Annotated in this window: 22 protein-coding genes; 4 read left to right on the top strand and 18 right to left on the bottom strand. The window is 74.0% G+C overall.

Annotated elements, in window-relative coordinates:
* Nucleotides 1-24: 24 nt before the first annotated feature.
* From ACFY1S_RS17835 to ACFY1S_RS17790, 10 genes are all read right to left on the bottom strand, one after another.
* Complete coding sequence (locus ACFY1S_RS17835; RefSeq protein WP_387118935.1) at nt 25-222, bottom strand: hypothetical protein; 198 nt, start codon at nt 220-222, stop codon at nt 25-27.
* Nucleotides 219-551: a hypothetical protein gene (locus tag ACFY1S_RS17830; protein ID WP_387118932.1), complete on the bottom strand. Its 333-nt coding sequence runs from the start codon at nt 549-551 to the stop codon at nt 219-221. Before ACFY1S_RS17830 ends, ACFY1S_RS17835 begins: the two co-directional genes overlap by 4 nt.
* A complete protein-coding gene (locus tag ACFY1S_RS17825; protein WP_357990394.1) occupies nt 548-910 on the bottom strand; it encodes a DUF1622 domain-containing protein in 363 nt (120 codons plus the stop codon). Before ACFY1S_RS17825 ends, ACFY1S_RS17830 begins: the two co-directional genes overlap by 4 nt.
* 39 nt (nt 911-949) lie before the next feature.
* On the bottom strand, nt 950-1,537 hold the full coding sequence (locus ACFY1S_RS17820) for a TMEM165/GDT1 family protein (RefSeq protein ID WP_364364823.1): 588 nt from the start codon (nt 1,535-1,537) through the stop codon (nt 950-952).
* 238 nt (nt 1,538-1,775) lie between these two features.
* On the bottom strand, nt 1,776-2,741 hold the full coding sequence (gene egtD / locus ACFY1S_RS17815; protein ID WP_387118928.1) for an L-histidine N(alpha)-methyltransferase: 966 nt from the start codon (nt 2,739-2,741) through the stop codon (nt 1,776-1,778).
* A 50-nt stretch (nt 2,742-2,791) separates the two neighbouring features.
* Complete coding sequence (gene egtC, locus ACFY1S_RS17810) at nt 2,792-3,538, bottom strand: ergothioneine biosynthesis protein EgtC (RefSeq protein WP_387118925.1); 747 nt, start codon at nt 3,536-3,538, stop codon at nt 2,792-2,794.
* A gap of 28 nt (nt 3,539-3,566) precedes the next feature.
* Nucleotides 3,567-4,907, bottom strand: a complete 1,341-nt coding sequence (gene egtB / locus ACFY1S_RS17805; protein ID WP_387118922.1) for an ergothioneine biosynthesis protein EgtB — start codon at nt 4,905-4,907, stop codon at nt 3,567-3,569.
* The gene (gene egtA, locus ACFY1S_RS17800) at nt 4,904-6,139 is read right to left on the bottom strand and encodes an ergothioneine biosynthesis glutamate--cysteine ligase EgtA (RefSeq protein WP_387118919.1); all 1,236 of its coding nucleotides are present in this window, start codon (nt 6,137-6,139) and stop codon (nt 4,904-4,906) included. The genes egtB and egtA overlap by 4 nt, the downstream gene beginning before the upstream one ends.
* A 144-nt stretch (nt 6,140-6,283) precedes the next feature.
* On the bottom strand, nt 6,284-7,084 hold the full coding sequence (locus tag ACFY1S_RS17795) for a hypothetical protein (protein WP_387118916.1): 801 nt from the start codon (nt 7,082-7,084) through the stop codon (nt 6,284-6,286).
* The gene (locus ACFY1S_RS17790; protein ID WP_387118913.1) at nt 7,077-7,790 is read right to left on the bottom strand and encodes an RNA polymerase sigma factor; all 714 of its coding nucleotides are present in this window, start codon (nt 7,788-7,790) and stop codon (nt 7,077-7,079) included. Before ACFY1S_RS17790 ends, ACFY1S_RS17795 begins: the two co-directional genes overlap by 8 nt.
* A gap of 504 nt (nt 7,791-8,294) precedes the next feature.
* On the opposite strand from ACFY1S_RS17790, the gene ACFY1S_RS17785 reads away from it, so the two are divergent.
* Both ACFY1S_RS17785 and ACFY1S_RS17780 read left to right on the top strand, forming a co-directional pair.
* Nucleotides 8,295-9,653 (top strand): protein kinase, encoded by a 1,359-nt coding sequence (locus tag ACFY1S_RS17785; RefSeq protein WP_387118910.1) that lies wholly within the window; start codon nt 8,295-8,297, stop codon nt 9,651-9,653.
* Nucleotides 9,654-9,769: 116 nt separating this feature from the next.
* A complete protein-coding gene (locus tag ACFY1S_RS17780) occupies nt 9,770-11,032 on the top strand; it encodes a nucleotide sugar dehydrogenase (protein ID WP_387118907.1) in 1,263 nt (420 codons plus the stop codon).
* A gap of 133 nt (nt 11,033-11,165) precedes the next feature.
* Here ACFY1S_RS17780 and ACFY1S_RS17775 read toward each other — a convergent pair whose 3' ends face one another.
* The 3 genes from ACFY1S_RS17775 to ACFY1S_RS17765 form a co-directional block, all read right to left on the bottom strand.
* Nucleotides 11,166-13,649, bottom strand: a complete 2,484-nt coding sequence (locus tag ACFY1S_RS17775) for an ABC transporter permease (protein WP_387118904.1) — start codon at nt 13,647-13,649, stop codon at nt 11,166-11,168.
* Nucleotides 13,650-13,796: 147 nt separating this feature from the next.
* Entirely contained in the window at nt 13,797-14,462 is a 666-nt protein-coding gene (locus tag ACFY1S_RS17770) for a response regulator (protein ID WP_387118901.1), read from the bottom strand.
* Nucleotides 14,459-15,670, bottom strand: coding sequence for a sensor histidine kinase (locus ACFY1S_RS17765; RefSeq protein ID WP_387119332.1), 1,212 nt, complete (start codon nt 15,668-15,670; stop codon nt 14,459-14,461). Before ACFY1S_RS17765 ends, ACFY1S_RS17770 begins: the two co-directional genes overlap by 4 nt.
* A gap of 148 nt (nt 15,671-15,818) precedes the next feature.
* On the opposite strand from ACFY1S_RS17765, the gene ACFY1S_RS17760 reads away from it, so the two are divergent.
* Complete coding sequence (locus ACFY1S_RS17760; protein ID WP_387118898.1) at nt 15,819-17,030, top strand: SLC13 family permease; 1,212 nt, start codon at nt 15,819-15,821, stop codon at nt 17,028-17,030.
* A 56-nt stretch (nt 17,031-17,086) separates the two neighbouring features.
* On the opposite strand, the gene ACFY1S_RS17755 is transcribed toward ACFY1S_RS17760, so the two are convergent.
* The 5 genes from ACFY1S_RS17755 to ACFY1S_RS17735 all read right to left on the bottom strand — a co-directional run bounded on the left by ACFY1S_RS17755 (nt 17,087) and on the right by ACFY1S_RS17735 (nt 22,465).
* The gene (locus ACFY1S_RS17755) at nt 17,087-18,676 is read right to left on the bottom strand and encodes an asparagine synthetase B family protein (RefSeq protein WP_387118894.1); all 1,590 of its coding nucleotides are present in this window, start codon (nt 18,674-18,676) and stop codon (nt 17,087-17,089) included.
* 4 nt (nt 18,677-18,680) lie between these two features.
* Nucleotides 18,681-19,649: a DUF5715 family protein gene (locus ACFY1S_RS17750; protein ID WP_387118891.1), complete on the bottom strand. Its 969-nt coding sequence runs from the start codon at nt 19,647-19,649 to the stop codon at nt 18,681-18,683.
* Nucleotides 19,650-19,783: 134 nt separating this feature from the next.
* Entirely contained in the window at nt 19,784-20,581 is a 798-nt protein-coding gene (locus tag ACFY1S_RS17745; RefSeq protein ID WP_387118888.1) for an isocitrate lyase/phosphoenolpyruvate mutase family protein, read from the bottom strand.
* Nucleotides 20,578-21,612 (bottom strand): cytochrome P450, encoded by a 1,035-nt coding sequence (locus ACFY1S_RS17740; protein ID WP_387118886.1) that lies wholly within the window; start codon nt 21,610-21,612, stop codon nt 20,578-20,580. The genes ACFY1S_RS17745 and ACFY1S_RS17740 overlap by 4 nt, the downstream gene beginning before the upstream one ends.
* Before the next feature lie 109 nt (nt 21,613-21,721).
* Nucleotides 21,722-22,465, bottom strand: a complete 744-nt coding sequence (locus ACFY1S_RS17735) for an ArsR/SmtB family transcription factor (RefSeq protein ID WP_387118884.1) — start codon at nt 22,463-22,465, stop codon at nt 21,722-21,724.
* A 171-nt stretch (nt 22,466-22,636) separates the two neighbouring features.
* Here ACFY1S_RS17735 and ACFY1S_RS17730 point away from each other — a divergent pair, with 171 nt between their 5' ends.
* Nucleotides 22,637-24,862 (top strand): family 43 glycosylhydrolase, encoded by a 2,226-nt coding sequence (locus tag ACFY1S_RS17730; RefSeq protein WP_387118881.1) that lies wholly within the window; start codon nt 22,637-22,639, stop codon nt 24,860-24,862.
* Nucleotides 24,863-24,892: the final 30 nt, after the last annotated feature.

The following is a 24,892-nucleotide window of genomic DNA, read 5'->3' as shown; positions in this document are numbered from 1 at the left end:
TCCCCGACGTACCGTCCGTGCCGGTCAGCGCCCCCGGTCCGCGGGGCGGCGCTCCTCGGTCTCCTCGAACAGCGCCTCGGCCGCCGGCCCGGTGAGGTCGTCACCGGGCACCGCCACCTCCTCGGCCACGTCCCGCTCGTCGGGCTTCCCGCCGGGCTGCGGCTCGGGAGCGGTGGCACCGCCGGCGAAGCCGTACTCGTTCGGTTCGTCGTGCCTGCTCATGTGGTTGTCCTCCCGCTCTCGCCGGTTCCGCCTCTCACCGCCAACGGTAGGTGGTGATCGTCCCCGCCGCAGGGCGGCCGGGATTGTCGACGCGGCCACACCGGCGCGGTGCCCAGCGCCGCCCAGAGCAGCTGGCGAAGCGCGACGATCGCCGCCGCGCCGGCCAGTCCGCTCCAGTCCGGCTGGCCGACGAGCCGGAGCAGACCTGCCGCGACCAGCAGGTCCAGCAGCACCCGGACGGCGGTCCGGGGAGCCCCGGTGCTCAACACCACCACCACACCCGTGACGAGGGCCAGCGCGGTGACCGCCAGGGCCGGCGCGCCGGTCACGACCGGCGCTCGCCCTCGGCCACCTGCCGCTGCTCCTGACGGATCTCCCGACCCAGGAAGTAGTTGAGCGCCGTCCGGATCGTGGCGATGGCGGCCAACTGGCCGATCTGGGTGAACGACGGAGACACCGCTGTCCGGAGCACGTCGGCCGCCAACTGGAACTCCAGACCCAGGGTCAGGAAGCGACCCAGGGTGAGCCGGATCGGCGTGAAGACGGCGGCGGTACGGTGCCGCAGCCCTTCGACCACGAACCGCACCGCCGCCCAGACGGCACCCACGAAGATCACCACAGCTCCGGCGACCTCCACCACGGCGACCAGCACCTCGTCGCCGTGGCGCAGCAACTCCGCCGGCTCCACCCCGGGCCGTTACCCGCCCTCGGGTCGCCTAGTCGGCGCTCACGTCAGCTCGTTCACCGCCTCCAGGATCAGCCAGAGGCCCGAGATGGCGAAGAGGATCGCGGCGCCGTACCTGATGGTCTTCTCCGGAAGGCGACGGCCGAGCATCCGGCCGACCATGATCGCGAGGGCGTCCGCCGCCACCATGCCGATCGTGGAGCCCAGCCAGGTGCCGAACCAGCCGTACTTGGTCGCAAGGGTGATCGTGGCGAGCATCGTCTTGTCGCCCAACTCGGCAAGGAAGAACGCCACCGACACGGCCACCAGCGCCGTCTTGTTGGTCTTCTCCGCCTTGCTCTTCTCCTCCTCCGTGAGCTTGTCCCCCCGCAGGGTCCACGCGCCGAAGCCGAGGAACGCCACACCGGCCACCAGAGAGATCCAGTCGGTGGGAAGCACGGCCCCGAGACCCACACCGATGGCGACCGACGCCAGGTGCACCACCGCCGTCGCGACGGTGATGCCGATCAACACCGGGATGGGCTTGAACCGCGTGGCGAAGGTCAGCGCCATCAACTGGGACTTGTCCCCCAGTTCGGCGACGAAGATGACGCCGAAGCTGACCACCAGCGCGGCGAAGAATCCCTCCATGACATCCTTCCCGTTTTCACACCGGGAGGAGGTACAGGGGCGCCCTCGACCCGGCTGCTACAGCCTGAGTCGAAGGTCTCGCCCGCCCCTGAGAACCGGGGCCGCGTGGCCGGATGCGGAACGCACCAGTATGTCGACCACGACATTGGGGGCTACTCCCCTTCGCGCGACAAGCCTAACGGACCACTCCCCGAGGCCGGGCGGCCGGGTGGGTGGGCGGCCGGGTCGGTGGGCCGGCTCACCGCGCCCGCGCCAGCGTCACGCCGAACAACCCGTCCGGGTCGGTCCAGAACTCCGCCGCGGTGAACCCCGCCGCGCCCAACTCCGCGGCGATCCCCGCCGGACGGAACTTCGCCGACACCTCGGTCCGCAAATCCTCCCCCGCCGCGAACTCGACAGTCAGGTCCAGCACCCGCACGGTCATCGGCCGCGTGGCGCGCAACCGCATCTCGATCCACTCGTGCTCGGAATCCCAGAGAGCGACGTGCGCGAACGCCTCCGGGTCGAAGTCGGCCCCCAGCTCCCGGTTGATCACACGCAGCACGTTGCGGTTGAACTCGGCGGTCACCCCTGCCGCGTCGTCGTACGCGGGCACGACCACCGACGGGTCCTTCACCAGGTCGGTGCCGAGCAGCAGCCAGTCACCGATCTCCAGAGCGGCGCGCATGGCGGCCAGGAACTCGGCCCGCTCGGCCGGCAACAGGTTGCCGATCGTGCCACCGAGGAACGCCACCAGGCGACGGCCGCCGGTCGGCAGCCTGTCGAGCTGCCGGGTGAAGTCCCCGACGATGCCCCGCACCCGCAGGCCCGGGTAGTCCGCAGCGATCCGCGCGGTGGACCCCAGCAGCGCGCTCACCGACACGTCGAGCGGAACGAACGAGCCCAGCCCGCCCCGGCGGGTGAACGCGTCCAACAACAGCCGGGTCTTCTCCGACGAGCCCGAACCCAACTCGACAAGCGTCTTCGCGCCGGTCACCGCCGCGATGTCGGAGGCGTGCCGTGCCAGCACCGCCCGCTCGGCCCGGGTCGGGTAGTACTCGGGAAGACGGGTGATCTCCTCGAACAGCTCACTGCCCCGGGAGTCGTAGAACCACTTCGGCGGCAGCCACTTCGGCTCCGCGGTCAACCCGGTCCGGACGTCCTGACGCAGGCCACGCTCCACATCCTGCTGCTCAAGGTAGATCTCCAACGGTTCCGCGGTCATCGGCCCTGCCTCTCTGCTCAGTCAACACGCGCGTGCCCGACCGGTGCCGCTCACCGGACCGGCAATGGGCGTACCCGCACCCCGTCCGCCGTGGCGGTTACCAGCTGCCCCTCGGGCACCGGCCGCCACCCCGGGTCGTCGTCGTGTGGCTCCGAGGCGAGCAGCACCGAGCCGCGCGCCGCGCGCACCGACAACGCGTGCCCGGCCACGCTGGCCACCACCGACCGCCCGTCGGTGAGCAGCAGGTTCAACCGGGACCCGGGCGCCGCCGCGGCGACGTCGGCCACCGTCTCGGTGACCGCCCGCGCCGGGTCGTCGCCGGCCCGCAGCCGATGCCGCACCAGCGCCCACAGCAGGGCCGAGTCGGTGGCCGCGTCCAGGGTCAGCAGGTCGCGGACGGGCAGCGTGGCGGCGAGCGGCACCACCGCGTCCGGCCAGCCACGGATCACACCGTTGTGGCTGAACAGCCACCTGCCCTCAGCGAACGGCGCGGCGGCCCCGTCGAGCACCGCCATCCCGACGGTGGCCGACCGCACCGCGGCGAGAACCGCGCCGGAGCGGGTCACCGCCGCGAGCTCCGCGATCGTCGGATCACTCCAGATCGGCTGGGCCCGCCGGTAGCGCACCGGCTCGCCGTCACCCGGATACCAGCCCACACCGAAACCGTCGGCGTTGATCGTGCCGCCGCCGCGCATGTCACGCGGCGCCCAGGACTGGCGCACCAGCGAGTACGCGGGCTCGAACAACAGCTCGGCCAGGGTGACAGGGGGCCCCAGATAGGCCAGGTGGCGGCACATCAACGCCACCCGTGCGCCGCGCGTCGCGTCACAGGCGCGACTCGTCCGGGTCGGCGTCCCGCGCACACCGGAAACCGCTGAAGATCTGCCGGCGGATCGGATAGTCCCAGTTCCGGAACGTGCCCCGGCAGGCCGACCGGTCCGTGCCGAACGAGCCGCCACGCAGCACCCGGTAGTCGTCGCCGAAGAAGACCTCCGAATACTCCCGGTACGGGAAGGCGGTGAACCCGGGATGCCCCCGAAAGGCAGTCGACGTCCACTCCCAGACGTCGCCGATGAGCTGGTGCACGCCCAGCGGCGAGGCGCCCGCCGGGTACGCGCCCACCGGAGCCGGCCGCAGGTGGCGTTGGTCCAGGTTGGCGTGCGCCGCGGTCGCCTCGTCGTCGCCCCACGGGTAGCGGCGCGAGCGCCCCGTCGCCGGATCCCACCGGGCAGCCTTCTCCCACTCCGCCTCGGTCGGCAGTCGCTTTCCGGCCCACGCCGCGTACGCCTGTGCCTCGTGGAAGCACACGTGCACCACCGGCTCGTCCGCGCGGACCCGGTCCCACCGGCCGAACCGCCGGTACGACCAGCCGTCGCCGGCGCGCCGCCAGTGCATCGGGGCCTCGAGCCGCTCCCGGACCCGGTGCGCCCAGCCGGCCGGGCTCCACCAGCGCCTGTCGGTGTAGCCGCCGTCGGCGATGAACGCCTCGTACTGGCCGTTGGTGACCGGGGCCGCGTCGATGACGTACGCGGGCAGGTCGACGCGGTGCGCGGGACGCTCGTTGTCCAGGGCCCACGGATCGGTGTCGGTGCCCATGGTGAACTCGCCGGCCGGGACCAGCACCTCCCCGCCGACGGACGCGGACGGCTCCGGTGGCGCCGGGGCGTGCAGCACCGCAGGCCCGGCGCGCAACTGGTGGGTGGCGAGCATCGTCTCGTCGTGCTGCTGCTCGTGCTGGACGATCATGCCGAAGGCGAACCCGTCGGCCACCAACGGACGCTCGGTGAACCGCACCGTGTCGAGCAGGTCGTGCACCTTGTCCCGAACGGTGCCCAGGTAGGCGCGGGCCTCCGCGGGCGGCAGCAGGGGCAGCGTCGGCCGGTCGCGGCGGGGCTGTTTGAACGCGTCGTACAGCTCGTCGATGTCGCACCGGACCGGCTCGCGGCCCCCGACGTCGCGCACCAACCACAGCTCCTCCTGGTTGCCGACGTGCGCCAGGTCCCAGACCAGCGGCGACATCAGCGGCGAGTGCTGGCGCATCAGGTCGGCGTCGTCGACAACCTCGGTCAGCAGCGCGGTACGGGATCGGGCCCGGGCCAGCTCCGCCGCGATCCGGTCGCGCAGCCGCTCCCCGTCGGTGTGTCCCGTCGTCGTGCTCGCGGTCACCGGTCTCCCCTCTCCGCGGCGGTCAGCCGCCGCCGAACGCCTCGTGCGATGTCGTCGTGGATGTCGGTAGGCAGATCCAGAAGCGGCAGCCTGGTCAGGGCCAGGTCGAGCAACGCCGAGGCGGCGGCGGCCAGCGCCGCGTCGGCGAGCCCGTGCCGGGCGGCCGCGGACCAGCGGTGCGCCACCGCGGCGGCGATCGTGTACGCGTCACGCACCGTGCCCGGGTCGGCGAACAGGGCGCTCAGCACCGCCAACGGAAGCCGCCAGTCCCGCCCCGGCTGGGCGTCCAGGTACCGCAGTTCGAGGTAGCCGCGGGGACGCACCGGCGGGAACAGCGTGCTGACGTGGTAGTCGAGATCGTCGGTGGTGGGTGGGTGGGGCAGCGCCCCGTCGAGCCAGTCGGCGAACGTCACGCCGGGCGGGGCGGCCCAGTCCGGGCCGTGCCGGCGCAGGCAGAGCAGCGGCGCCGCGAGCACGTACCGCGCCCAGGTGTTCCTCGGGTCCTCGTGGGCGTTCGCCGCCGTCCAGACCGGCCGGGTGCGGGACGGGTCGATGGCCAGCCACGCCGCCATCCGGGCTGAGGCCCAGCCGGTGCGACGCCCGGCGTGCCGGGTCGCGGACGCGAATGCCGCGAGCAGCGGTGGGCCGACCGCGTGCGCGGCTGCCCACCGTGCGGAGACCTGGTCCGGTTCGCCGGCGTCGAGGCAGATCTGAAGGCCTGCGGTGCTGTACATCATGGTCCGGCCGGCCGGACCACGCCTGTCGAAGGCGCCGCGCATGGCGCGGTAACGGGGAGTTTCCACCACCGGGCGGGGCCGTCGGTGCGGGTCGATGCCGCTGCGGCCGAGGATCAGACCGGCGGCGGCCAGCAGGTCGGTGACCTGGGCGATGTCGGCCTCGGTGGCCTCGATCAGCGCGGCGGTCGAGGAGCGCGGCGGGGTGGAGATCTCCAGTTGGCCACCCGGCTCCAGCGTCACCGTGCCGCCGTGTCGCAGCGGCTCGGCCGAGCTTGTGACGTCCAGGGTGACGGGGCTGTGCCGTCCGAGCGCCGCCCTGAGCCACGTGGGAGTGACAGGGCGGGCGGGATCGGCGGCGTCGTGCACGGTCCATTCCAGTTCGACGCCGGTGTGGGTGGGCGGGCCGGTCTTGAAGCAGATTCGGGCGAGATGTCGCACTGCGGCGGCGGACTCGCGCAGAATCGCGCTGCGGTCCAGCTCGGGTGACGTCACCAACTGTCGTGCCCCCTCTCCGTGTGCCGACTTTGGGACACGGTGCCACCGTAAACCCGCCCACCGACAACGTCCGGGCGTCCGCGGCGCCACCAACCCCTGTCTAACAGACGAATTTGGGCCCGCAGGCGGAACGAACCGCGATCCTCAGTCCCGGACGGGATGCGCCGTAGGCGGATCCGACGGCTTGACCCTCGCCGACTCGGACGGCTTCGACTTCGGCTTCGGCTTCGTCGAGGGCGGTGCGGGCGACGTGGTCGGGGCCGGCGTCGCCTCGGGCAGCAGCCGGTGGCAGTACGGCCCGACCTGGGCCGGCCCGCCCGCGGCGGTCACCAGCTCCCGCCAGCCGGGTGTGCGCAGCGCCTTCTCCCGCTGGTCGGGCTTCTTGGCCTGCCAGGCACGGCACAGCCCGCGCAACTGGCTCGCCGGTACCGCCCCGGACGGGGTGGCGCCGGTGGCCGACGGCGCACCAGGTGTCGCTCGATCGGGCACAGCTCCCCGGTCGCCGGAGGGGCTCGCCCCGGCGTCGGTGGGGCTCGGCCGGGGACTGCTCGGCGCCGGCGGCGACGGGTCGGGTCGCTGGTCGAGGGTGACGGCGGCGAAGGCGACGCCCGCCGTGGCGGTGGCCGCCAGCGCGCCGACCCAGGCCACCGCGCCGGCGGTCAGCCGGCGCCGGCGCGACCGGCGGGACACGGCGGGCTGCGGGTCGGCCCGGGCGGCCCGGAACGCGGCAAGTGCCGCCTGCTCACCGGCCAGCTCACCGGGCCGGGCCGGGGCGGCAGCGGCGGCGAGGAGGCTGGCCAGCGGGTCGGGGTCGGCCGTGGGCGCGTGTTGAGGCGCCGGCGGCGCGGCGGCGCGGGCGGCGTCGAGCAGCCGTTCGGTCTCGGCGCGGTCGGCCCACCGGTCGGGCCGGTTCGGGTTCATCCGGAATCCCCTCACGTCAGCCATCCGCCGACTCGGCGTGCGTCCGACCTGACAGCCCGCGCGGACGGGGCGGCTGCGCTATCGTCCCGCCGTCGACCGACGACACGCCGTCGTCGACACCGACCGGCGACGCGGCGCCATCTCCGTCGACGGGTGGCGGGACGGTCCGGGCGCTCGGTGTGCCGGCGACGGCCGGATCCGGGCGTTCCAGGAGGGCCGCGAGACGGCGCAGGCCGCGGTGCGCGGCGGTGCGCACCGCGCCGGCCCGGCGACCCAGCACCTGACCCGCGGATTCCGCGTCCAGGCCGATCACCGCCCGCAGCAGGACGGCCTCCGCCTCCCGGGGCGGCAGGGTGGCGATCAACGCCAACGCCGACTCGGTGCCGATCGTCTCCCCGGCCCGCTCGGCGGTGTCCGCGTCGCTGGCCAGGTCGGCGAGCGCCTGCACCGGCACCGGCAGCGACGGTCGACGGCGCAGCTTGCGCAGGTGGTCCATCGCCCGGTTGCGGGCGACGGTGACGGTCCAGGCCCGGAACTCGCCGCCGGTGAAGCTGGGTAGGTCACGGGAGATCTGCAGCCAGGTCTCCGACGCGACGTCCTCGGCGTCCCCGCCCACCAGGGCGGTCAGGTAGCGCAGCAGCCCGGGCTGAAGGCTGCGGTAGAGAAAGCGGAACGCCTCCTCGTCTCCAGCCTGCGCCGCGGTGACCGCGTCGGTCAGTTCGCGGGTCATCGGTGGCCCGCGGGTCGCCGCGCCGCGTTCGATGAGGCGCGACGTGCCGGCTCGACCAGCATCCGCACCCGCACCGCCCTCCACCGACTCTGGTCATGCCACGACCGAGGTCGTCTCGGCCGGGGGTCTGGGCCAGCGCGATGACGGTCGGCTCCCGACGGGTCACCCGCCGTGGCCGCCGGGCGGTGCCCGAGCCGCGCTAACGCTAGGAGCGGACCCACCGGGCGACAAGTCGGCACCGCGTCACGGAAGAGTGACAATTGTCAAACCGCTGAATCGGCGCGTCCACGTAACGGCGGGCGGCCGGCGGACGCTCCCCGTGCCCGCGGTCGGGCATGAGCATTCCTCGACAACAGGCTAGCGTCCACCCGTCGACCTTCCGTGACGCCGGGCTACCAGCCCGTCACGAAACGGCGATCCCCACCCAGGTCACACCCGATGACGGGCCGTCCGGCGGGACGCCCACAGCGCGCCGTTCCGCGCCACTCTAGGTACGGTAATGCTGTGTTGTCATCGGAGGTCGTGCTCAGCGGGCGGTACCGCCTGGACGAACGTGTCGCCACCGGCGGCATGGGCGACGTCTGGCGCGCCTCGGACCTGGTCCTGGGCCGACAGGTGGCGGTGAAGGTCCTGCTGCCGGCGCTGGTCTCCGACCCCGACTTCATCGCCCGCTTCCGGGCCGAGGCGCGGATCATGGCGGCGCTGCGGCACCCGGGCATCGTGCAGGTGTACGACTGCGGCGAGGACGACCTGCCCGACGGCGGTCGGGCCGACTACCTGGTGATGGAGTTCGTCGACGGTGAGCCGCTGTCCAAGCGGATCGAGGCGGCCGGCCGGCTCGACGTCTCCGAGACGATGTCGATCGTGGCCCAGGCGGCCCACGCGCTGAACGCGGCGCACCGTGGCGGCATCGTGCACCGCGACGTCAAGCCGAGCAACCTGCTGGTGCAGGAGGACGGCAGCGTCGTCCTGGTCGACTTCGGCGTGGCCCGCTCCACGAACGTCACGAGCATCACCAGCACCAACGCGGTGCCCGGCACCGCCCTCTACATGGCGCCCGAGCAGGCCGCCGGCAGACCGGTCAGCGGCGCCACCGACATCTACGCCCTGGGCGCCGTCGCCTACTGCTGCCTCACCGGCGGTCCACCGTTCACCGGCGACAACCCGCTCCAGGTCGCCGTGCGCCACCTCGACGACGAGCCGCCGGAGCTGCCGCACGAGATCCCGGAGGCGGTCCGCGCCCTGGTCTCGCGGGCGCTGGCCAAGGATCCTCTCGACCGTTTCAGCAGCGGCGCGGCGATGGCCGAGGCGGCCCGCACGGCGGTGACCGGCGGCGAACCGCCCACCGCCATGGCGTCGTCCGTTCCGTTGCGGGACGCCGGGCCGGGCACCCGCACCGACGTGCCGGTCGGCGCGGCCGTGGCCCCGGCGGGTCGTCGACGCGGCCGGCGGGGCGCGCTGGTCGGCGCCGCGGCGACGGTGCTGGTGGCGGTCACCGCGCTGGTGGCCGCGCTTGGCGCGACGAAGAACGCGGACGCCCCGGCGGTCAAGTTGCCCACCACCTCCCCGACCGTGGCACCGACCGGCCAGGTGGAGTTGCCGGCCGGGAACGAGCAGGTCACCGAGGACTCGGCCCGCCCGAACCGGCCGAACGCTCCCGCGACCAGTCCGTCGGCCCCGGTCAGCGCGACGCCGAGCATCCAGCCGAGCCAGACGACAACCCCGCCGACACCGACGGCGACGGCGACCACCTCGGCTCCGACAAGCGGTCCGACGACCGCCACCCCGAGCGACCCGACGACGGGCCCGACGACCCCGACAACCCCGCCGGTGACGGACCCGGACGACCCGACGAACGACTGAACGGGCGGTCCGACCAGGCCCCCACCAGCACCGATATCACCAAAACGGACTTACGTCGTCGACTACCACTCTAGGCTCGCAGCAGGTCATTTCCACCATCTGCCGCAGGAGCCCGGGTGAGCGCTGAGAAGCTGGTCGTGATCGGCCAGGGGTACGTCGGACTGCCGCTGGCCATGCGCGCCGTCGAGGCGGGTCTGGACGTGATCGGCCTCGACGTCGACACCGACCGGGTCAAGCGGCTCGCCTCCGGCGAGTCCTTCGTCGAGGACATCCCCACCGACCGGCTGGGCCGGGCGTTGGGCAGCGGGCGGTACCGTCCCAGCTCCGACTACGCCGACGCCGAGGGCTTCGACGTCTGCGTCATCACCGTTCCCACGCCGCTGCGCGACGGCACCCCCGACCTGAGCTTCGTCGAGCAGGCAGGCGTCGGGATCGGCCCGTACGTGCGGCCGGGTTGCACGGTGATCCTGGAGTCCACCACCTACCCGGGCACCACCGAGGAGCTGCTGCGTCCGCTTCTGGAGTCGGCCAGTGGGCTGCACAGCCCCGGCGACTTCCACCTCGGCTACAGCCCGGAGCGGATCGACCCGGGCAACCCGACCTGGCGGCTGGAGAACACGCCGAAGGTGGTGTCCGGCGTGGACCCGACGTCGCTGGCCCGGGTGGACGGCTTCTACAGGCGTCTGGTGGAGCGCACCGTGCCGGTGGACTCCACCCAGGTCGCCGAGCTGACCAAGCTGATCGAGAACACCTTCCGGCAGGTCAACATCGCGCTGATCAACGAGCTGACGATGCTCTCGCACCCGTTGAACATCGACGTCTGGCAGGCGATCGAGGCCGCCGAGACGAAGCCGTTCGGTTTCCTGCCGTTCAAGCCCGGCCCGGGCGTCGGCGGGCACTGCCTGCCGATCGACCCGTGCTACCTGTCCTGGCAGGTCAAGCGCCGCCTCGGCCGGCAGTTCCGGTTCATCGAGCTGGCCAACGACGTCAACCACGAGATGCCCGAGCACGTCACCCAACGGATCATGGCCGGGCTGAACCGGACCGGCCGCGCCGTCAGTGGCGCCCGACTGCTGCTGCTCGGTCTGGCGTACAAGAAGAACACGGGTGACATGCGGGACTCCCCCGCGGTCGACGTGGCCCGCCGGCTCCAGGGCCTCGGCGCCGAGGTCCACGCCGTCGAGCCGTACGCCGAGGCGCACCAGATTCCCGCCGGGGTCACAGTGGTCGGCCTGACCGAGCGGGAGGTGCGGGCCGCCGACGCGGTGGTGGTCGTCACCGACCACGACAGCTTCGACTACGACCTGGTGGTCGAGCACGCCCGCTACGTCTTCGACACCCGCAACAGGTGCTCCGGCCCGGTGGTCGAGCGCCTGTAGACCCGGCACCGCTGGCCGGTCCCGCCGCCGGGGAAGACGGCGGGGCCGGCCGGCGGATGTCCGCCCGGACGGTGCGACGCGGCACGCCGGCGCAGTGGCCGGGTCCACCGAGCCCGGTCGCACGCCGGCCGGCTCACTGGTCGGCGAGCGCCTCGACGACGGGCCGGGACAGCGCACGACGGGCCGGCAGTACCGAGGCGAGCAGGGCGGCCAGCACCGCCACGCCGAGGATCAGCCCGAGCTGGCCGAAGGGCAGCACCACGTGAAAGTCCCCGCCGAGACGGTCCAGCAGGGCCATCGCGGCGGCGCTGACCCCGGTGCCCAGCCCGATCCCGAGCACCGCGCCGACCAGCGCCATCAGCACTGCCTCCGCAGCGAGCATGGCCCGCATCCGCCCCCGGGTCATGCCGACCGCCCGCAGCACCGCGTTCTCCCGGGTCCGTTCGACAACCGACAGGCTCAGCGTGTTCGCCACGCCTACCAGAGCGATCACCACGGCCAGGCCGAGCAGCGCGGTGACGAACGCCAGAAGCATGTCGACGGTGCCGGTGAGCATCTTCTTGTACGCGCCCTGGTCCATCAGGTTGACCGTCGGGTAGCCGGCCAGCACCTGCGCGATGGCGTCCCGCGCCCGGTCGACGTCGACGCCGGCGGCGGGGTCGATCTCGGCCAGGAAGCCGCGCCGGTCGGGAAAGAGCGCGGCGAAGTCCGCGTCGGCCATGTCGATGACGTGCCCGGCCGGCGCGTCGCTGGCGGCCATGGCAGGCCTGTCGTCGGTCACCACGGTGGCCACCTGGAACCCCCGCCCCTTGACGGTGACAGGTGAGCCGACAGTCCAGCCGTTGGCCCGCGCCAACTCCTCGTGCACCAGCACCCGCCCCGGTCCGAGCCGGCCCGCGTCGCCGGAGAGCACCCCGGTGATGGTCCGGCCGACCAGTGCCGGGTGGGCGGCGCGGACCTGGATGTCGGCGGTGACCGCGCTGCGCTGTTCGTGCACCACACCCAACTCGGGGCGGGCGGCCAGCTCGCCGGTGAGCGTGGCGGGAAGGTCCTGTCCGATCCCGCTGACCACGAAGTCGGTGCCGATCTCGGCGTCCACGCTGCGTTCGATGCCGTCCTTGGTGCTGCGGGCACCCACCACGAACGCCGACACCAGTCCGATTCCGATCACCAGGGCGGTGGCCGTGGCGGCGATCCGGCGCGGGTTACGGACCGCGTTCGCCACCGCGAGGGTGGCTGTCGTCCCGACCAGCCCCCGCAGCGGCCAGCCGAACACCCGGACCAGCGCCGGGACGAGCACCGGTCCGAACAGGACGATCCCGAAGAAGGCAAGCACGCCGCCGGCGGCCACCAGCACCAGTTGACCGGCGCCGGCGGCACCGGCCAGCGCGGCGACGCCGGCACCCAGCACGACCGCGCCGAGCGCCAGCCGGAGCCGGCCCGCTCCCCGGCCGGGCTGCACGGCGGCGTCGGTCAACGCGGCCACCGGCGGGACCCGCGTCCCCCGCCACGCCGGGAGAAGGGCGGCGCCCACGGTCAGGACGGTGCCCAGCAGCAGAGCGGTCACCACCGTCGAACCGGTCACCCGCAACCCACCGGAGACCGGCACGTCCAGGCGGATCAGCAGCAGTCGCATCCCCCCGGCGAGGGCCACCCCGAACAGCACCCCGAGCGCCGAGGCGACCACCCCGAGCACCGCCGACTCCAGCAGCGCCGACCGGAAGACCTGCCCACGGGTGGCGCCGACCAGGCGCAGCAGGGCGGTCCGTCGGGTGCGCTGCGCCAGCACGATGGCGAAGGTGTTGGCGATCACGAAACCGGCCACCACCACGGCGACCGCCACGAAGATCATCAGCAGCATGGTGAACTGGGTCAGGTCACGGACCGCCTCGTCCACGGCGTCGTCGAGGATCTGCTGGCGATCCTTCACCGTGGTGCCGGCGCCGGCCACGGCACGTACCCGCTCGGCGAGCGCGCCCGCCGGGACACCCGGCCGCGCCGCCACCATGATCCGGCCGTAGCCGGACTCCCCGGTCACCGCGAGGGCGTCCGTCCCGACCAGACCGATGAACGGCCCGCCGATGTCACGCGCCGTGCCGGCCACGTCGACGGTACCGACCAGGGTGTACGGGCGGGCCGGACCACCGGTGCCGCCGACCCGCACCGGGCCGCCGAGCGTGAAACCCTCCTTCGCCACCGTGTCGGTGTCCAGCACCACCTCGCCGGCGCGGTCGGGGAGCCGTCCGGAAACCACGTCGTACGAGCGCAGCGCGGCCTCGGTCGGGATGGCGGCGAGCACGGCGTAGCCGAGCACCGGTCGGCCGTCGGCGCCCACCACACCGCCGGTGCCGGTCAGCTCCCCGCCCGCGGCCGCCACCCCGTCGGCCTCCCGGACCCGGTCCAGCAGAGCGGTGGGCAGCGACCGTTCGCCGGTGGCGTACACGGCCAGGTCGGTGTGCCTGTCGAAGGTGCCGGCCCGCTCGTACGCCCCCGCGCGCATCCCGTCCACGAGGATCAGGGTGCCCGCGACGAACGCGACACCGAGCACGACTGCCAGCGCGGAGAGCAACATGCGCAGCGCCTCGGCACGCAGCGAGCGCAGGGTCAGGCGGATCATGCGGGACTCCCGGGAGGCGGTACGGACCGGACCCCTCCGACGCTAGGGCCGGCACCGGTCAGTCGATCTCCACCTGCGCGCTAGACCTCTGTGCGCCCCGGGTCGCGGTACGCCCGCCGACCGGTACGACCCAGGTCGTACGCGGACTCATCCGCCGGGCGTGACCAGCCCGCTCTCGTACGCCAGCACCACCGCCTGGACCCGGTCGCGCAGCTGGAGCTTCGCCAGGATCCGGCCGACGTGGGTCTTCACGGTCGCCTCGGCCACGTGCACCCGGGCGGCGATCTCCGCGTTGGACAGCCCCTGCGCGACGAGCAGCAGCACCTCGCGTTCCCTCTCGGTGAGCTGCGCCAGCCGGGGGTCGACCGTCGGGCCGGTGCCGAACTGCCCGGCGAACCGGTCCAGCAGCCGCCGGGTGATCGACGGCGCCACCACCGAGTCACCCTGGGCGACGACACGGATCGCGGCCAGCAGCTCCTCCGGGGGGACGTTCTTGAGCAGGAAACCGCTCGCCCCGGCCTGGAGGGCGGCGAACGCGTCCTCCTCGGTGTCGAAGGTGGTGAGCACCAGCACCCGGGGCGGACCGGCGGGCCGGTCGGCGCAGAGCCGGCGGGTGGCCTCCACCCCGTCCATGGTCGGCATCCGGATGTCCATCACCACCACGTCGGCCTCGGTACGGGCCAGCACCCGCAGGGCGTCCGCGCCGTCGATTGCCTCCCCGACCACCTCCAGGTCGGCCTGCGAGTCCAGCACCATCCGGAACCCGGCGCGCACCAGCGCCTGGTCGTCCACGATCACCACGCGGATCGTCATGCCGCGATCACCTCCGTTGCGGGACCCGACGGTAGCGGTAGCCGTGCCTCGAGCTGCCAGCCGCCGCCCGTCCGGGGGCCGGCGGTGAGGCTGCCGTCGTACACGGTCACCCGCTCGCGCATGCCGAGCAGGCCGTGACCGCCGGACGGCGCCGGGCGGACCACCGGACGGCCGCGACCGTCGTCGGCGGCCCGGACCACGACGGCGTCGGCGGTGTACGCCAGGGACAGGTCGACGTGGGCGCCGACGCCCGCATGTTTGAGCGCGTTGGTCAGCGCCTCCTGGACGACCCGGTAGACGGTCAGCTCCAACCCCGGCGGCAGGGCCGGCGCGTCGCCGGTGACGGTGTGCCGGATGCTCAGCCCGGCGTCGCGGAACCGGGCCAGCAGGTCGGTGAGGTCGGCCAGGGCCAGCCTGCGGTGCTCCGGGTCGGCGGGTACCGCCGAGTCCCCGGCGCCGGTGGGGCCCGCGTCGCGCAGGACACCCACCAGCCGGCGCATCTCCTCCAGGGCCTGCCGGCCGGTGTCGGCGACCACCTTCACCGCCGTGCGGGCCTGCTCCGGGTCGCGGTCCAGCATGAACCGCGCCCCGTCCGCCTGCACGATCATCACGGCCATGCTGTGCGCCACCACGTCGTGCAGCTCCCGGGCGATACGTGTGCGTTCCTCGGCGACCGCGGCGCGGGACTCGGCCTCCCGCTCGCGTTCCAGGGTGGTGGCACGCTCCTCCAGGCTGAGCACGTAGAGCCGGCGGGTGCGCACGTTCAGCGCGACAAGCCAGACCGCTCCGGTGACCAGCCCGTACCACAGCGCGGTCACCCACCAGTGGACGACACCGGGGGTCTGGGTGGCGGCGAGCAGCACCCCCACGGCGGCCACGCCACCGGCGAGCACGCCGTCGCGCAGCCGCCGGCCGTACTTCACCACGCTGTAGAGGGTGATCAGGACGGCGACGTCGTAGACGAGCGGACCCCACCGGGCGATCACCTGGACCATGGCCAGCGCTGCGACGACCACGGTCACCGCACCCGGGTGGGTACGCCGGAACAGCAGCGCCACGGCCATCGCCATCCCGACCAGGGTGGCCGCCCAGCCGCCGGGCTGGTTCACCGCCGCGGTCAGGCTGACGAGCGCCACCAGGGCGGAGACGGCCACGTCGAAGGCGACGCCGCGCAGCGGGCGACCGAACACGGTGCGTCTCACGATCAGCCAGCGTACGTGCCGGGCGGCCGGCGGCCCGTCGCGTGCCCGGTCCGGTCGGTGGTTCCGCGCCGGCGGCGGGCGCGCCGGTGGGGCCGGTCACCCGCGCGGGGGCAGCGACCACGATCACCGCGAGACTGTGCCAGCGTGGGCAGACGTGAAGACCGCCGCCCCGCCCGAACCCGCCGTGCGCTGGCGTCCGTACCCTCTCGACCTGGTGGCGGTCGTCCTCGCGGTGGTCGGGGTCGCCTGCTCGCTGAGCGGGCTGCTGCCCCGCGCGGAGACCACCGCCACCCTGCACCGGATCCTGCCGCTGCTGCTCTTCCTCGGCACCGTGATCGTGCTCGCCGAGCTGACCGCCATGGCCGGTGTCTTCGACGTGCTCGCCAGCCGGCTGGCCATCGCGTCGCGGGGCAGCTGGGCGGCGCTGTTCCTGCTGTGCGGCGCGCTGGCCACGGTGACCACCCTCGTGCTCAACCTCGACACCACAGCCGTGCTGCTCACCCCGGTGCTGCTCGCGTTGGCCCGCACCCTGCGCGTCCCGGCGGCCCCCCTGGCGGTCACCACGGTCTGGCTGGCCAACACCGCGAGCCTGCTGCTGCCGGTGTCCAACCTGACCAACCTGCTCGCCGCGGACCGGGTCGACCTGGCGCCCCTGGCGTACGCACAGCGGATGGCGCTGCCGCAGCTCGCCGCAGTGCTCGTCACCATGGCGTTGCTCTGGTACGGCTGGTGGCGGCGCGACCGGCCGGCCGGGGGGCGTTTCGTCCCGCCGGCCCGGCATGTCCCGGCCGACCCGGTGCTGCACCGCACCGCGCTCGGCGGCTGCCTGCTCTTCGTCGCCGGCATCCTGGCCGGGGTGGAGATCGGGCTGGCCTCCAGCGTGGCGCTCGCTGTGGTGCTGCTCGGCTTCGTGGTCCGCTCCCCCGGCACGCTGCGTCCCGGCCTGGTGCCGGTACGGCTGCTGCTCTTCGTCGTCGGCCTGTTCCTGGTGGTGCAGACCCTCGGCCGGCACGGCCTGGACGACCTGGTGGGCGGCCTGCTCGGTGCCGACGGCGGAGCGTTGGGCGCGGTGCGGGCCGGCGGCACCGGCGCGCTGCTCGCCAACGGGGTGAACAACCTGCCCGCCTACCTGGCCGGCGAGTCGGTGCTGCCGGTGGCCGACCACACCCGCCTGCTGGCCCTGCTGATCGGCACCAACGTGGGCCCGCTGGCCGCCCCCTGGGCCTCGCTGGCCACCCTGCTGTGGTTCGAGCGGTGCCGGGCGGCCGGGGTGACGGTGCCGGTGACCCGGTTCGTGCTGACCAGCACGCTGCTCGCGGTCACCGGCACGCTCGCGGCGGTCGGGGCGCTGCTGCTGGTGAGCTGAGCGCCGACCCCGGTCGGCGGGTCGGCGGGACGGACCTGGCGGTGCCCGGCCGGGCGTCAGCGCCGCGCGGGGCGCGGGCCGACCAGCCGGCGGACCATCGGCGCGGCGTTCCACTTCGCGGCCCCGACCAGGTCGCGGGCATGCTCCAGGACTGTGTAGTCGGGGCGGCTCAACCCGTCGGCGATGGCCCGGTCCAGGTCGTTGCCGCACCGGCTGAGCACCGTGTCGAAGTCGCGGCGCACGGGTTCCAGCAGGTCGTAGCCGAACGCGCGGTGCAGCCGGGCGAAGAGCGGCTTGTACAGCCGCACCCGCTCGTGCAGCCCCGACGAGTACGACATGGGGTGTTTCGGTCGCCGCAGGATGTAGTCCGGCAGCACGTCGGCGAACGCCCGCCGGACGATCCACTTTTCCTGCCCGTGGCGCAGCTTCAGCCCCAGCGGCAGTCGCATCGCCAGCTCCACGACACTGAGGTCGAGGAACGGCACCCGCGCCTCCACTCCGTGCCCCATGGCGGCCCGGTCGACCCGCTGCAACTCGGTGCGGCACAGGTTGCGGATCCGGTGCAGGAACAGGCGCCGGGCGTCGGTCGGGCCGACCCGGTGGTACATGGGGTACCCGCCGAACAGCTCGTCCGAGCCGTCGCCGGTGAGCACCACCTTGATGCCCAGCTGCTCCAGCCGCCGGAAGATCGGCACCGAGACCACCGCGTTGATGATGTCGCCGTACTCGGTCAGCTCCGAGATGCGGATGGCCTCGCGCACGTCGGCGAGCCGGATGTCGCGCGGGCGCAGCTCGACCACGACGTGCGGCACGTCGAGGTCGGCGGCGAGCCGCCGCGCGTACGCCACGTCGGGGCTGTCCGGCACGCCGACTGTCACCGCGACGCAGTCCGGGTGCAGGTCCCGTACCTGGCGCAGGGTCACCGAGCTGTCCAGCCCACCGGAGAGGACCACACCGACGGTGAGGTCGGTGTCCACCCGCATGCGGATGGCGTCGCTCAGCGCGGCACGGACGAGCAGGGCGGCCTCGTCCGGGTCGTCGATGACCGGCAGGCCCTCGCCGATGGTGAGCAGGTCGACGTACGGCCGCAGCCGCACGTGTCCGTCGGTCTCCGCCCACCCGTGGTGCCCGGGCGGCACCTCACTGATCGGGGCGCGGTGCCCGACGAGCGCCTTGACCTCGGAGGCGAGGTGCAGGCAGCCGGGCCGGCGGGACCAGTACAGCGGTTTCACGCCGAGCGGATCGCGGGCGAGGTAGACCCGGCCGGTGGCGCGTTCGACGACGGCGAAGGCGTACTCGCCGCGCAGCCGCGTGACCGCCGCCTCACCCCACTGCTGGAAGGCGGCGAGCAGCACCTCGGTGTCGCTCTCGGTGCGAAAGGCCCGCCCGAGCCGGGTGAGCTGCGCGCGCAGCTCCCGGTGGTTGAATATCTCGCCGTTGAAGCAGAGCAGCAGGCGTTCGTCGGCGGAGGTCCAGGGCTGCTCCGCCCGATCCCGGTCGACGACCCGCAGCCGGCGGGTGCCGGCGAGCAGCCCGTTCTCGGCCCGGGTCTCGGTGACCTCGCCGCGGGGCGCGAGGACGGCGAGCATCCGCCGGAACGTCGCCGGGTCGGCCTCGGGGCCGATGCTCAACGCGATGCCGCACATCGGCTCAGATCCCCATCTCGGCCTCGTACGCCCGGCGCAGACGACGCCGGGCGGTTGGCGCGAGGCACAGGTGCCAGGCCTGCCCCTCGTCGATCACGTTGATCTCGCCGGCCTCCTGCCGGGCCAGCAGCAGCTCGCCGAGAGCGTCCCGCGCGCCGAAGCGCTCGAACCAGGCCAGCTCGACGTCGGCCGAGTAGCCGAGGCAGTGCCCGCTGGGCAGCATCGCGGCGTACCCCAGGCGGCGCAGCCGGTACTGGTGCTCGGCGCTGCGAACCAGGCTGGTCACCCACAGCGGTGGGGTGGCCGGCGGCGCCGCCGCCGCGAACTCGCGGGCGATGTCGTTGAGCAGGGCCACCACCTCGCGGCGGGCGCGGCGGAACAGCAGCCCGGCGGTGCGGGGCGTGGCGTCCGGTCGCAGCCGGCGGCGCAGTCCCCGCGCGGCGCGACCGAGCGCCGTGGCCGGCTGATCCTGGTACCGGAAACGCAGCAGGTCCCGGCGGCGCAGCCACTCCAGGTCCACCAGGTCGGTGCTGCCGTTGACCTGGTCGTCGGTGACGAATGTCGGGGCGTCCTGCCACCAGAAGACGTCGACGCGCGAGAGCAGGTAGATCCGTACCAGCGCGGTGAGGTCCCGGGCGGAGGTGCGCTCGTTCGGCTGGTAGCGGGCCATCTCCAGCAGCAGCGTCTCGCGGGCGCCGATCAGCCCCTGCGGGGTGGCGTCCAGGACCGCGGCGAGCGCCGGTTCGCGCAGCCGCTCGTCGATGAGCACCTGCCGTGCCCGGGTGCTCGCCGCGTCGGCCAGGGCACTCACCTCCACCAGCAGCTCGGCGACGGCGGCCCGGTAGGCGGCCAGGTCGGGCGCGGCGGCGGGCAGTCGGCGTGGGGCGGTGCCCAGGGGCCGCCGGCGGGCCGGGGCGGTGGGCGACACGGGCGAACCGGGCTGCTGTCCCGGACTACGGCTGGGCACTCGCATGACGGTCCCTTTCTCCGGTCACGACACCTGTGGTTCGCCCTGAAACACACCGTAATCATCGGGACCGGAACGGACCGAACAATCCTCCTATCTACCCTCGAACGGACCGATGTCGCGCGGGCCGTCGGGGACCGTCAGTCGCCGTCCGCGGGCACCAACGCCTGCACCTCGGCGTACGACGGCAGCTTCCGCGGCGCGGCCGGGCCACCGTCGCGTACCCCGTCGACGGCGGCGAGCGCGGCGCCAAGCGCGGCACGGAACAGCAGCGAGCCGGTGCTGACCCGGGCCACCCCGGCGGCGCTCAGTTCGTCCAGGCCCGGGCCGCCCGGCTGGTACAGCGCGTTCACCGGCGCCTCGATCCGTTCGGTCAGCAGCCGCAGCGTCGCCAGGTCGACGGCGCCGGGCACGAAGATCCCGTCGGCGCCGGCGGCCCGGTAGGCACGCGCCCGGGCCAGGGTCTGCGCCAACGGGTCGTCCACCCCGAGCCACCAGGTGTCGGTGCGGGCGTTGACGAACAGGCCTGGGACCGCCGCCCTGACCGCCGCGACCTTGTCGGCGACGCACTCCGGCTCGGCCAGGGTGCCGTCGGCACGCCCGTCCTCCAGGTTGATGCCCACCACGCCGAGCCCGGCCAGCTCGGCCGCGTATCCGGCGACCTCCGCCGGGTCGTCGCTGAACCCGCCTTCGATGTCGACGGTGAGCAGCACCGGCACCGTGGCGAGGCGGCGGGCCAGGGTGAGGGTCTCGGCGGCGGTGGCGCCGGTCCCGTCGGGCAGACCGGCGGCGGCGGCGACCCCGAGGCTGGTGGTGCCGATCGCCGGGTGGCCGTGCGCGGCGAGCGCCGCCGCCGAGGCGTGGTCCCAGGCGTTCGGCAGCAGCAGGGGTCGGCCGGCGTGGTGCAGGGCGCGGAACGCCGCGACATGGTCGGTCATCGAACGCTCACCTCCAGGTTCGTCGGGACACGCAGGGTCGGGTGCGGCTCGTGGTCCAGGTCGGCCGGGGCGCGGCGGCAGCGTTCCCGCAGCACGTCGAACACCCCGACCGCGAGGGCCAGGGCATGCCTGTCGCCGGGGCAGCCGCGCTCCCCCGCGCCGAAGGTCAGCGGTCCGGCACCGGGCCGGCCGGGCCGGAACGAGTCAGGATCGGTGAACACCTCAGGGTCACGGTTCGCGGCGTCGAACCGCAGCAGCACCTGACTGCCCGGCGGCAGGTCCCGGCCGCCCAGCCGTACCGCGGCGGTGGTGACCCGTCGGGTGGCCCGTACCGGCGGGTCGAGCCGCAGCACCTCGGCCAGCAGGTCGGCGCTGCCCACCCGCGCCGTCGCCCGCAGGGCCGGCGGGGTGAGCAGGTGGTGTGCGGCGGCGCCGATCAGGCCGGCTGTCGCGTCGCAGGCCTGGACCAGGAGGCCGATCAGGTTCGCCCGTACCTGCGCCGGGCCCGGCGGCGAGAGCGCCAGCAGCGCCGCCACCGCACCGTCCGCGCGCCGCAGCAACGCCGGGTCAACCCCCGGGTGGTACGCGGCGGCGACGACAGCCACCGCCGTACCGGCGGCGACCGGATCGGCGAGACCGAGCCGGGCGGCCAGCACCCGCAGCGGTACCGGACGGGCCACGGCGGCCATCACGTCGACACGACCGCCCGCCCGGTCCAGCGCGGCGGCTGTCATGTCGGCCGCCTCGCGCCGCAGCTCGTCCGGGTCCAGCGTGGCAAGCGCCGCCACGCCGATCGCCCGGCGCTCGGCGTGCCGGTGCGGCGGGCTGAAGCGGCTCACGGTTGCACGCAGCCAGGCGAGCGTGCCCGGCAGGCCGGCGTCGACGGCCGGCACCACGACTGTCGGATCGGTCAGGGCAGCTCGGACGTCGGCGTACCGGGTCACGCGCCAACCGCTGTCCGGGGCGAACGAGGGCGGCCCACACGCGGGTGTTCCGGCGGCGGGCGGTACGACGGGCCAGGCATCGGTCATCGTTCGACAGTAGGTGCGTGACCGTTCGGTCCCCACCGAACAGTCAGCGCCTCGCGGCCACGGTCCGCGCCGGGTCGCCGGGGGCGGAGGACGAACGCCGGAGCAGGAGTCAGGCGCGGCCGCCGGTGGGCCGCGGCGCCGGGGTGGGAGCGAGGGTGTGCTCGGCGACGGCCAGGGTCTCGGCCAGGGCGGACAGGCCGCTAGGCGTGATGCGGACGACGCGACCGGTCCCTGGGGTGATCCAGCCCAGCTCGGTGAAGCGACGGCAGAGCGCCGCCCCGAGCGCCCCGGCCAGGTGCGCCCGGCGCTCGGTCCAGTCCAGGCAGTCGCGGACCACCTGACGCCTGCCGCTGCGCAGCGCCTCCACGGGTACGCCCAGCCCGGCGGCCCACGCCCGTCCGTCGGGCGTCAGCGTCAACCCGCTGGTCCGGTCCAGTCGGCCGTCGGCAAGCAGCGCGTCGTACATGCGCACGCCGAGCCGTCCGGCGAGGTGGTCGTAGCAGGTCCGGGCGTACGCCAGGGCGGCGCCGGCGGTGACGGCCCGCAGCGACCCGGTCGGCGCGGGTGCGGCCGGGGCGTGCCCCGCCAGGCTCTCGATCAGCTGGGCCACCGTCGGCCCGGCCAGGCGCACGTAGCGGTGCCGGCCCTGGCGCTCCTCGACCAGCAGCCCACCCCGGACGAGGCGGGTGAGGTGGTCGCTGGCGGTCGACGGCGCGACTCCGGCCCGCCGGGCCAGCTCCCCCGCTGTCCAGGCGCGGCCGTCGAGCAGCGCGAGGCAGATGCCGGCCCGGGTGCCGTCGGCCAGCAGGGCGGCCAGCTCGGCCAGGCCCCGGCCCTCGGTGACAGCGCTCATCGTCCCATCATCGCCCGGGCCCGCCGCACCTCCGGAGCCGGGTCGCACCGCGCCGACCGCACCGGCGCGAGTCGGTGGGCAGGTCTTTACAACGTTGTATCCATCGTTGTAGAAACGGTGGCACACACCGACCCTTGTCGACACCCGCCCACTCTCCCGAGGCAGGTCCCCATGCGACACCTCCGCCGCGGCGGCGCGCTCGCCGCCGCGTTCGGTCTGATCCTGGCCGCCACCGCACCCGTGCACACGGCAAGCGCCGACAGCCCGTCGCGCTACAGCAATCCGATCTCCACCGCCGTCGGCGACACCTTCGCCGACCCGGTCGTCGTCCGTGGCGACGACGGCTTCTGGTACGCCTACGGCACCACCGACCCGCTCCGCGAGGGCGAGCGTGAGTTCCACCGGGTACCCACCGCCCGCTCGGCCGACCTGGTCGACTGGACGTACGTCGGCGACGCGTTCGGCCCCGACCAGCGCCCGCCGTACGCGGCACCCGGCGCTGCGTTCTGGGCACCTGACGTGCGCCGGATCGGCGACCGCTGGGTCATGTACGTGACGGTCACCGACACCACCGTCTCCGCCGAGGGCAGCGACTACGCCATCGGCGCGGCCACCGCGCCCTCCCCTGCCGGCCCGTGGACCTTCGCGCCCGAGCCGGTCGTCGCCCCGCGCCCCGGCGGTGGCGGCGGTTACCTGTGGACGATCGACCCCAGCCAGTTCACCGACGTCGACGGGCGCGGCTACCTCTACTACGGCAGCTACTACGGCGGCATCTCGGTCACCGAACTCAGCCCGGACGGGCTGAGCGCCGTCGGCACACCGACCCAGGTGGCGATCGACAACAAGTTCGAGGGCAGCTACGTCCTGCGCCACGACGGGTGGTACTACCTGTTCGCGTCCACCGCGAACTGCTGTGCCGGCCCGGCCACCGGCTACTCCGTCCAGGTCGGCCGGGCGCGCGGCCCGCGTGGCCCGTTCACCGACCGCGACGGGGTCCCGCTCACCGCCTCCCGGGCCGGCGGCACGCCGGTGCTCACCCAGAACGGCAACCGCTGGATCGGCACCGGGCACAACGGTTTCCTCACCGACCTGTCCGGTCAGGACTGGATCGTCTACCACGCCATCGACCGCGCCGACCCGTACCTCGACGAGCCGTTCGGCATCAACGAACGGCCGATGCTGCTGGACCGGCTCGACTGGGTCGACGGATGGCCGACGGTGAACGCCGGCGCCGGCCCCTCGGAGGGCAACCGGCCGGCACCGGTCACCACCGGTCGGATCGACGAGAGGTTCGACACCGCCGGGCTCACCGGCTGGCGGCGCGACGCGGGTCGCTGGCAGGTCACCGACGGCCGGCTCACCGGCAGCGGCGCGCTCACCAGCCGTACCTCAGTCGGCGGTGACGTGCGGGCGGAGGCCGACCTGCGGCTGACCGGCGCGGCCGGCGCCGGAATCACGGTCGGCGACCGGGTCGAGGTCCGGGTGGACGCGGCAGGCGGCCGGCTCGTCGCCAGCGACGGCCGCCGCCACGCCAGCACCCCGCTGCCCGCCGGGCTCGACCCGGCCGCCCGGCACAATCTGGCCATCGAGGTACGCGGACAGCAGCTCGTCGCCGAACTGAGCCCCGCCCGCCTCGGTGACCAGCTCGCCGTCGTGTCGCTGCGGCTGGACCGCCCGGTCGCCGGTCGCGTCGGACTGACCGCCACCGGCGGCACTGCCGAGTTCGACAACGTCAGCGCGACCCGGCTGTACCAGCCCGCGCGCAAGGCGGTGCCGGAGCCCTCCGTCGGCGCGCCGCTGCGGGCGTACTCCGACGAGTTCAACGACGGGCTGGACGGGGACTGGCAGTGGGTCCGCGAGGACCCGGCGGCAACCGTTGCCGGCGGCGCGCTGCGGTGGCCTGTGCAGTCCGCCGACCTGACCGGCACCGGCAACACGGCGGGCGTGCTGCTGCGCGACGCCCCGCGCGGCGACTACGTCGCCGAGACGAAGGTGACGCTGGACCTCGGCGAGGAGACGGTCCGCAACTACCAGCAGGCCGGCCTCGTCGCGTACGTGGACGACGACCGTTTCGCGAGGCTGACGCAGGTGGCGATCTGGAACACCCGGCAGGTCGAGTACGGCTACGAGCTGCCGTTCGCCGGTCAGCCGGTGTACGGCGGCAGCATCGTCGGCACCCCGGCCACCACCACCTGGCTGCGGCTGGCGCACCACGTCGACCCGGTCACGGGTGAGCACGAGTACCGGGCGGGTTCCAGCCGCGACGGGCGTACCTGGACGTGGGGTGCGGTGTGGACTTTCCCGGCCGACACCACTCCCCGGATCGGGCTTGTCGCCCACGGCGGCGCCGAGCCGACGGTCACCGCGCAGTTCGACTACCTGCGCTTCTACCGCTGACACCGTCGACAAGCAACGACCCGGGGGCCT

Source organism: Micromonospora sp. NPDC000663 (assembly GCF_042898105.1).
In the GTDB taxonomy this organism is placed as follows: Bacteria; Actinomycetota; Actinomycetes; order Mycobacteriales; family Micromonosporaceae; genus Micromonospora.
Note: the sequence above shows the minus strand (reverse complement) of the source record. Positions and strands in the feature narration are given on the sequence as shown.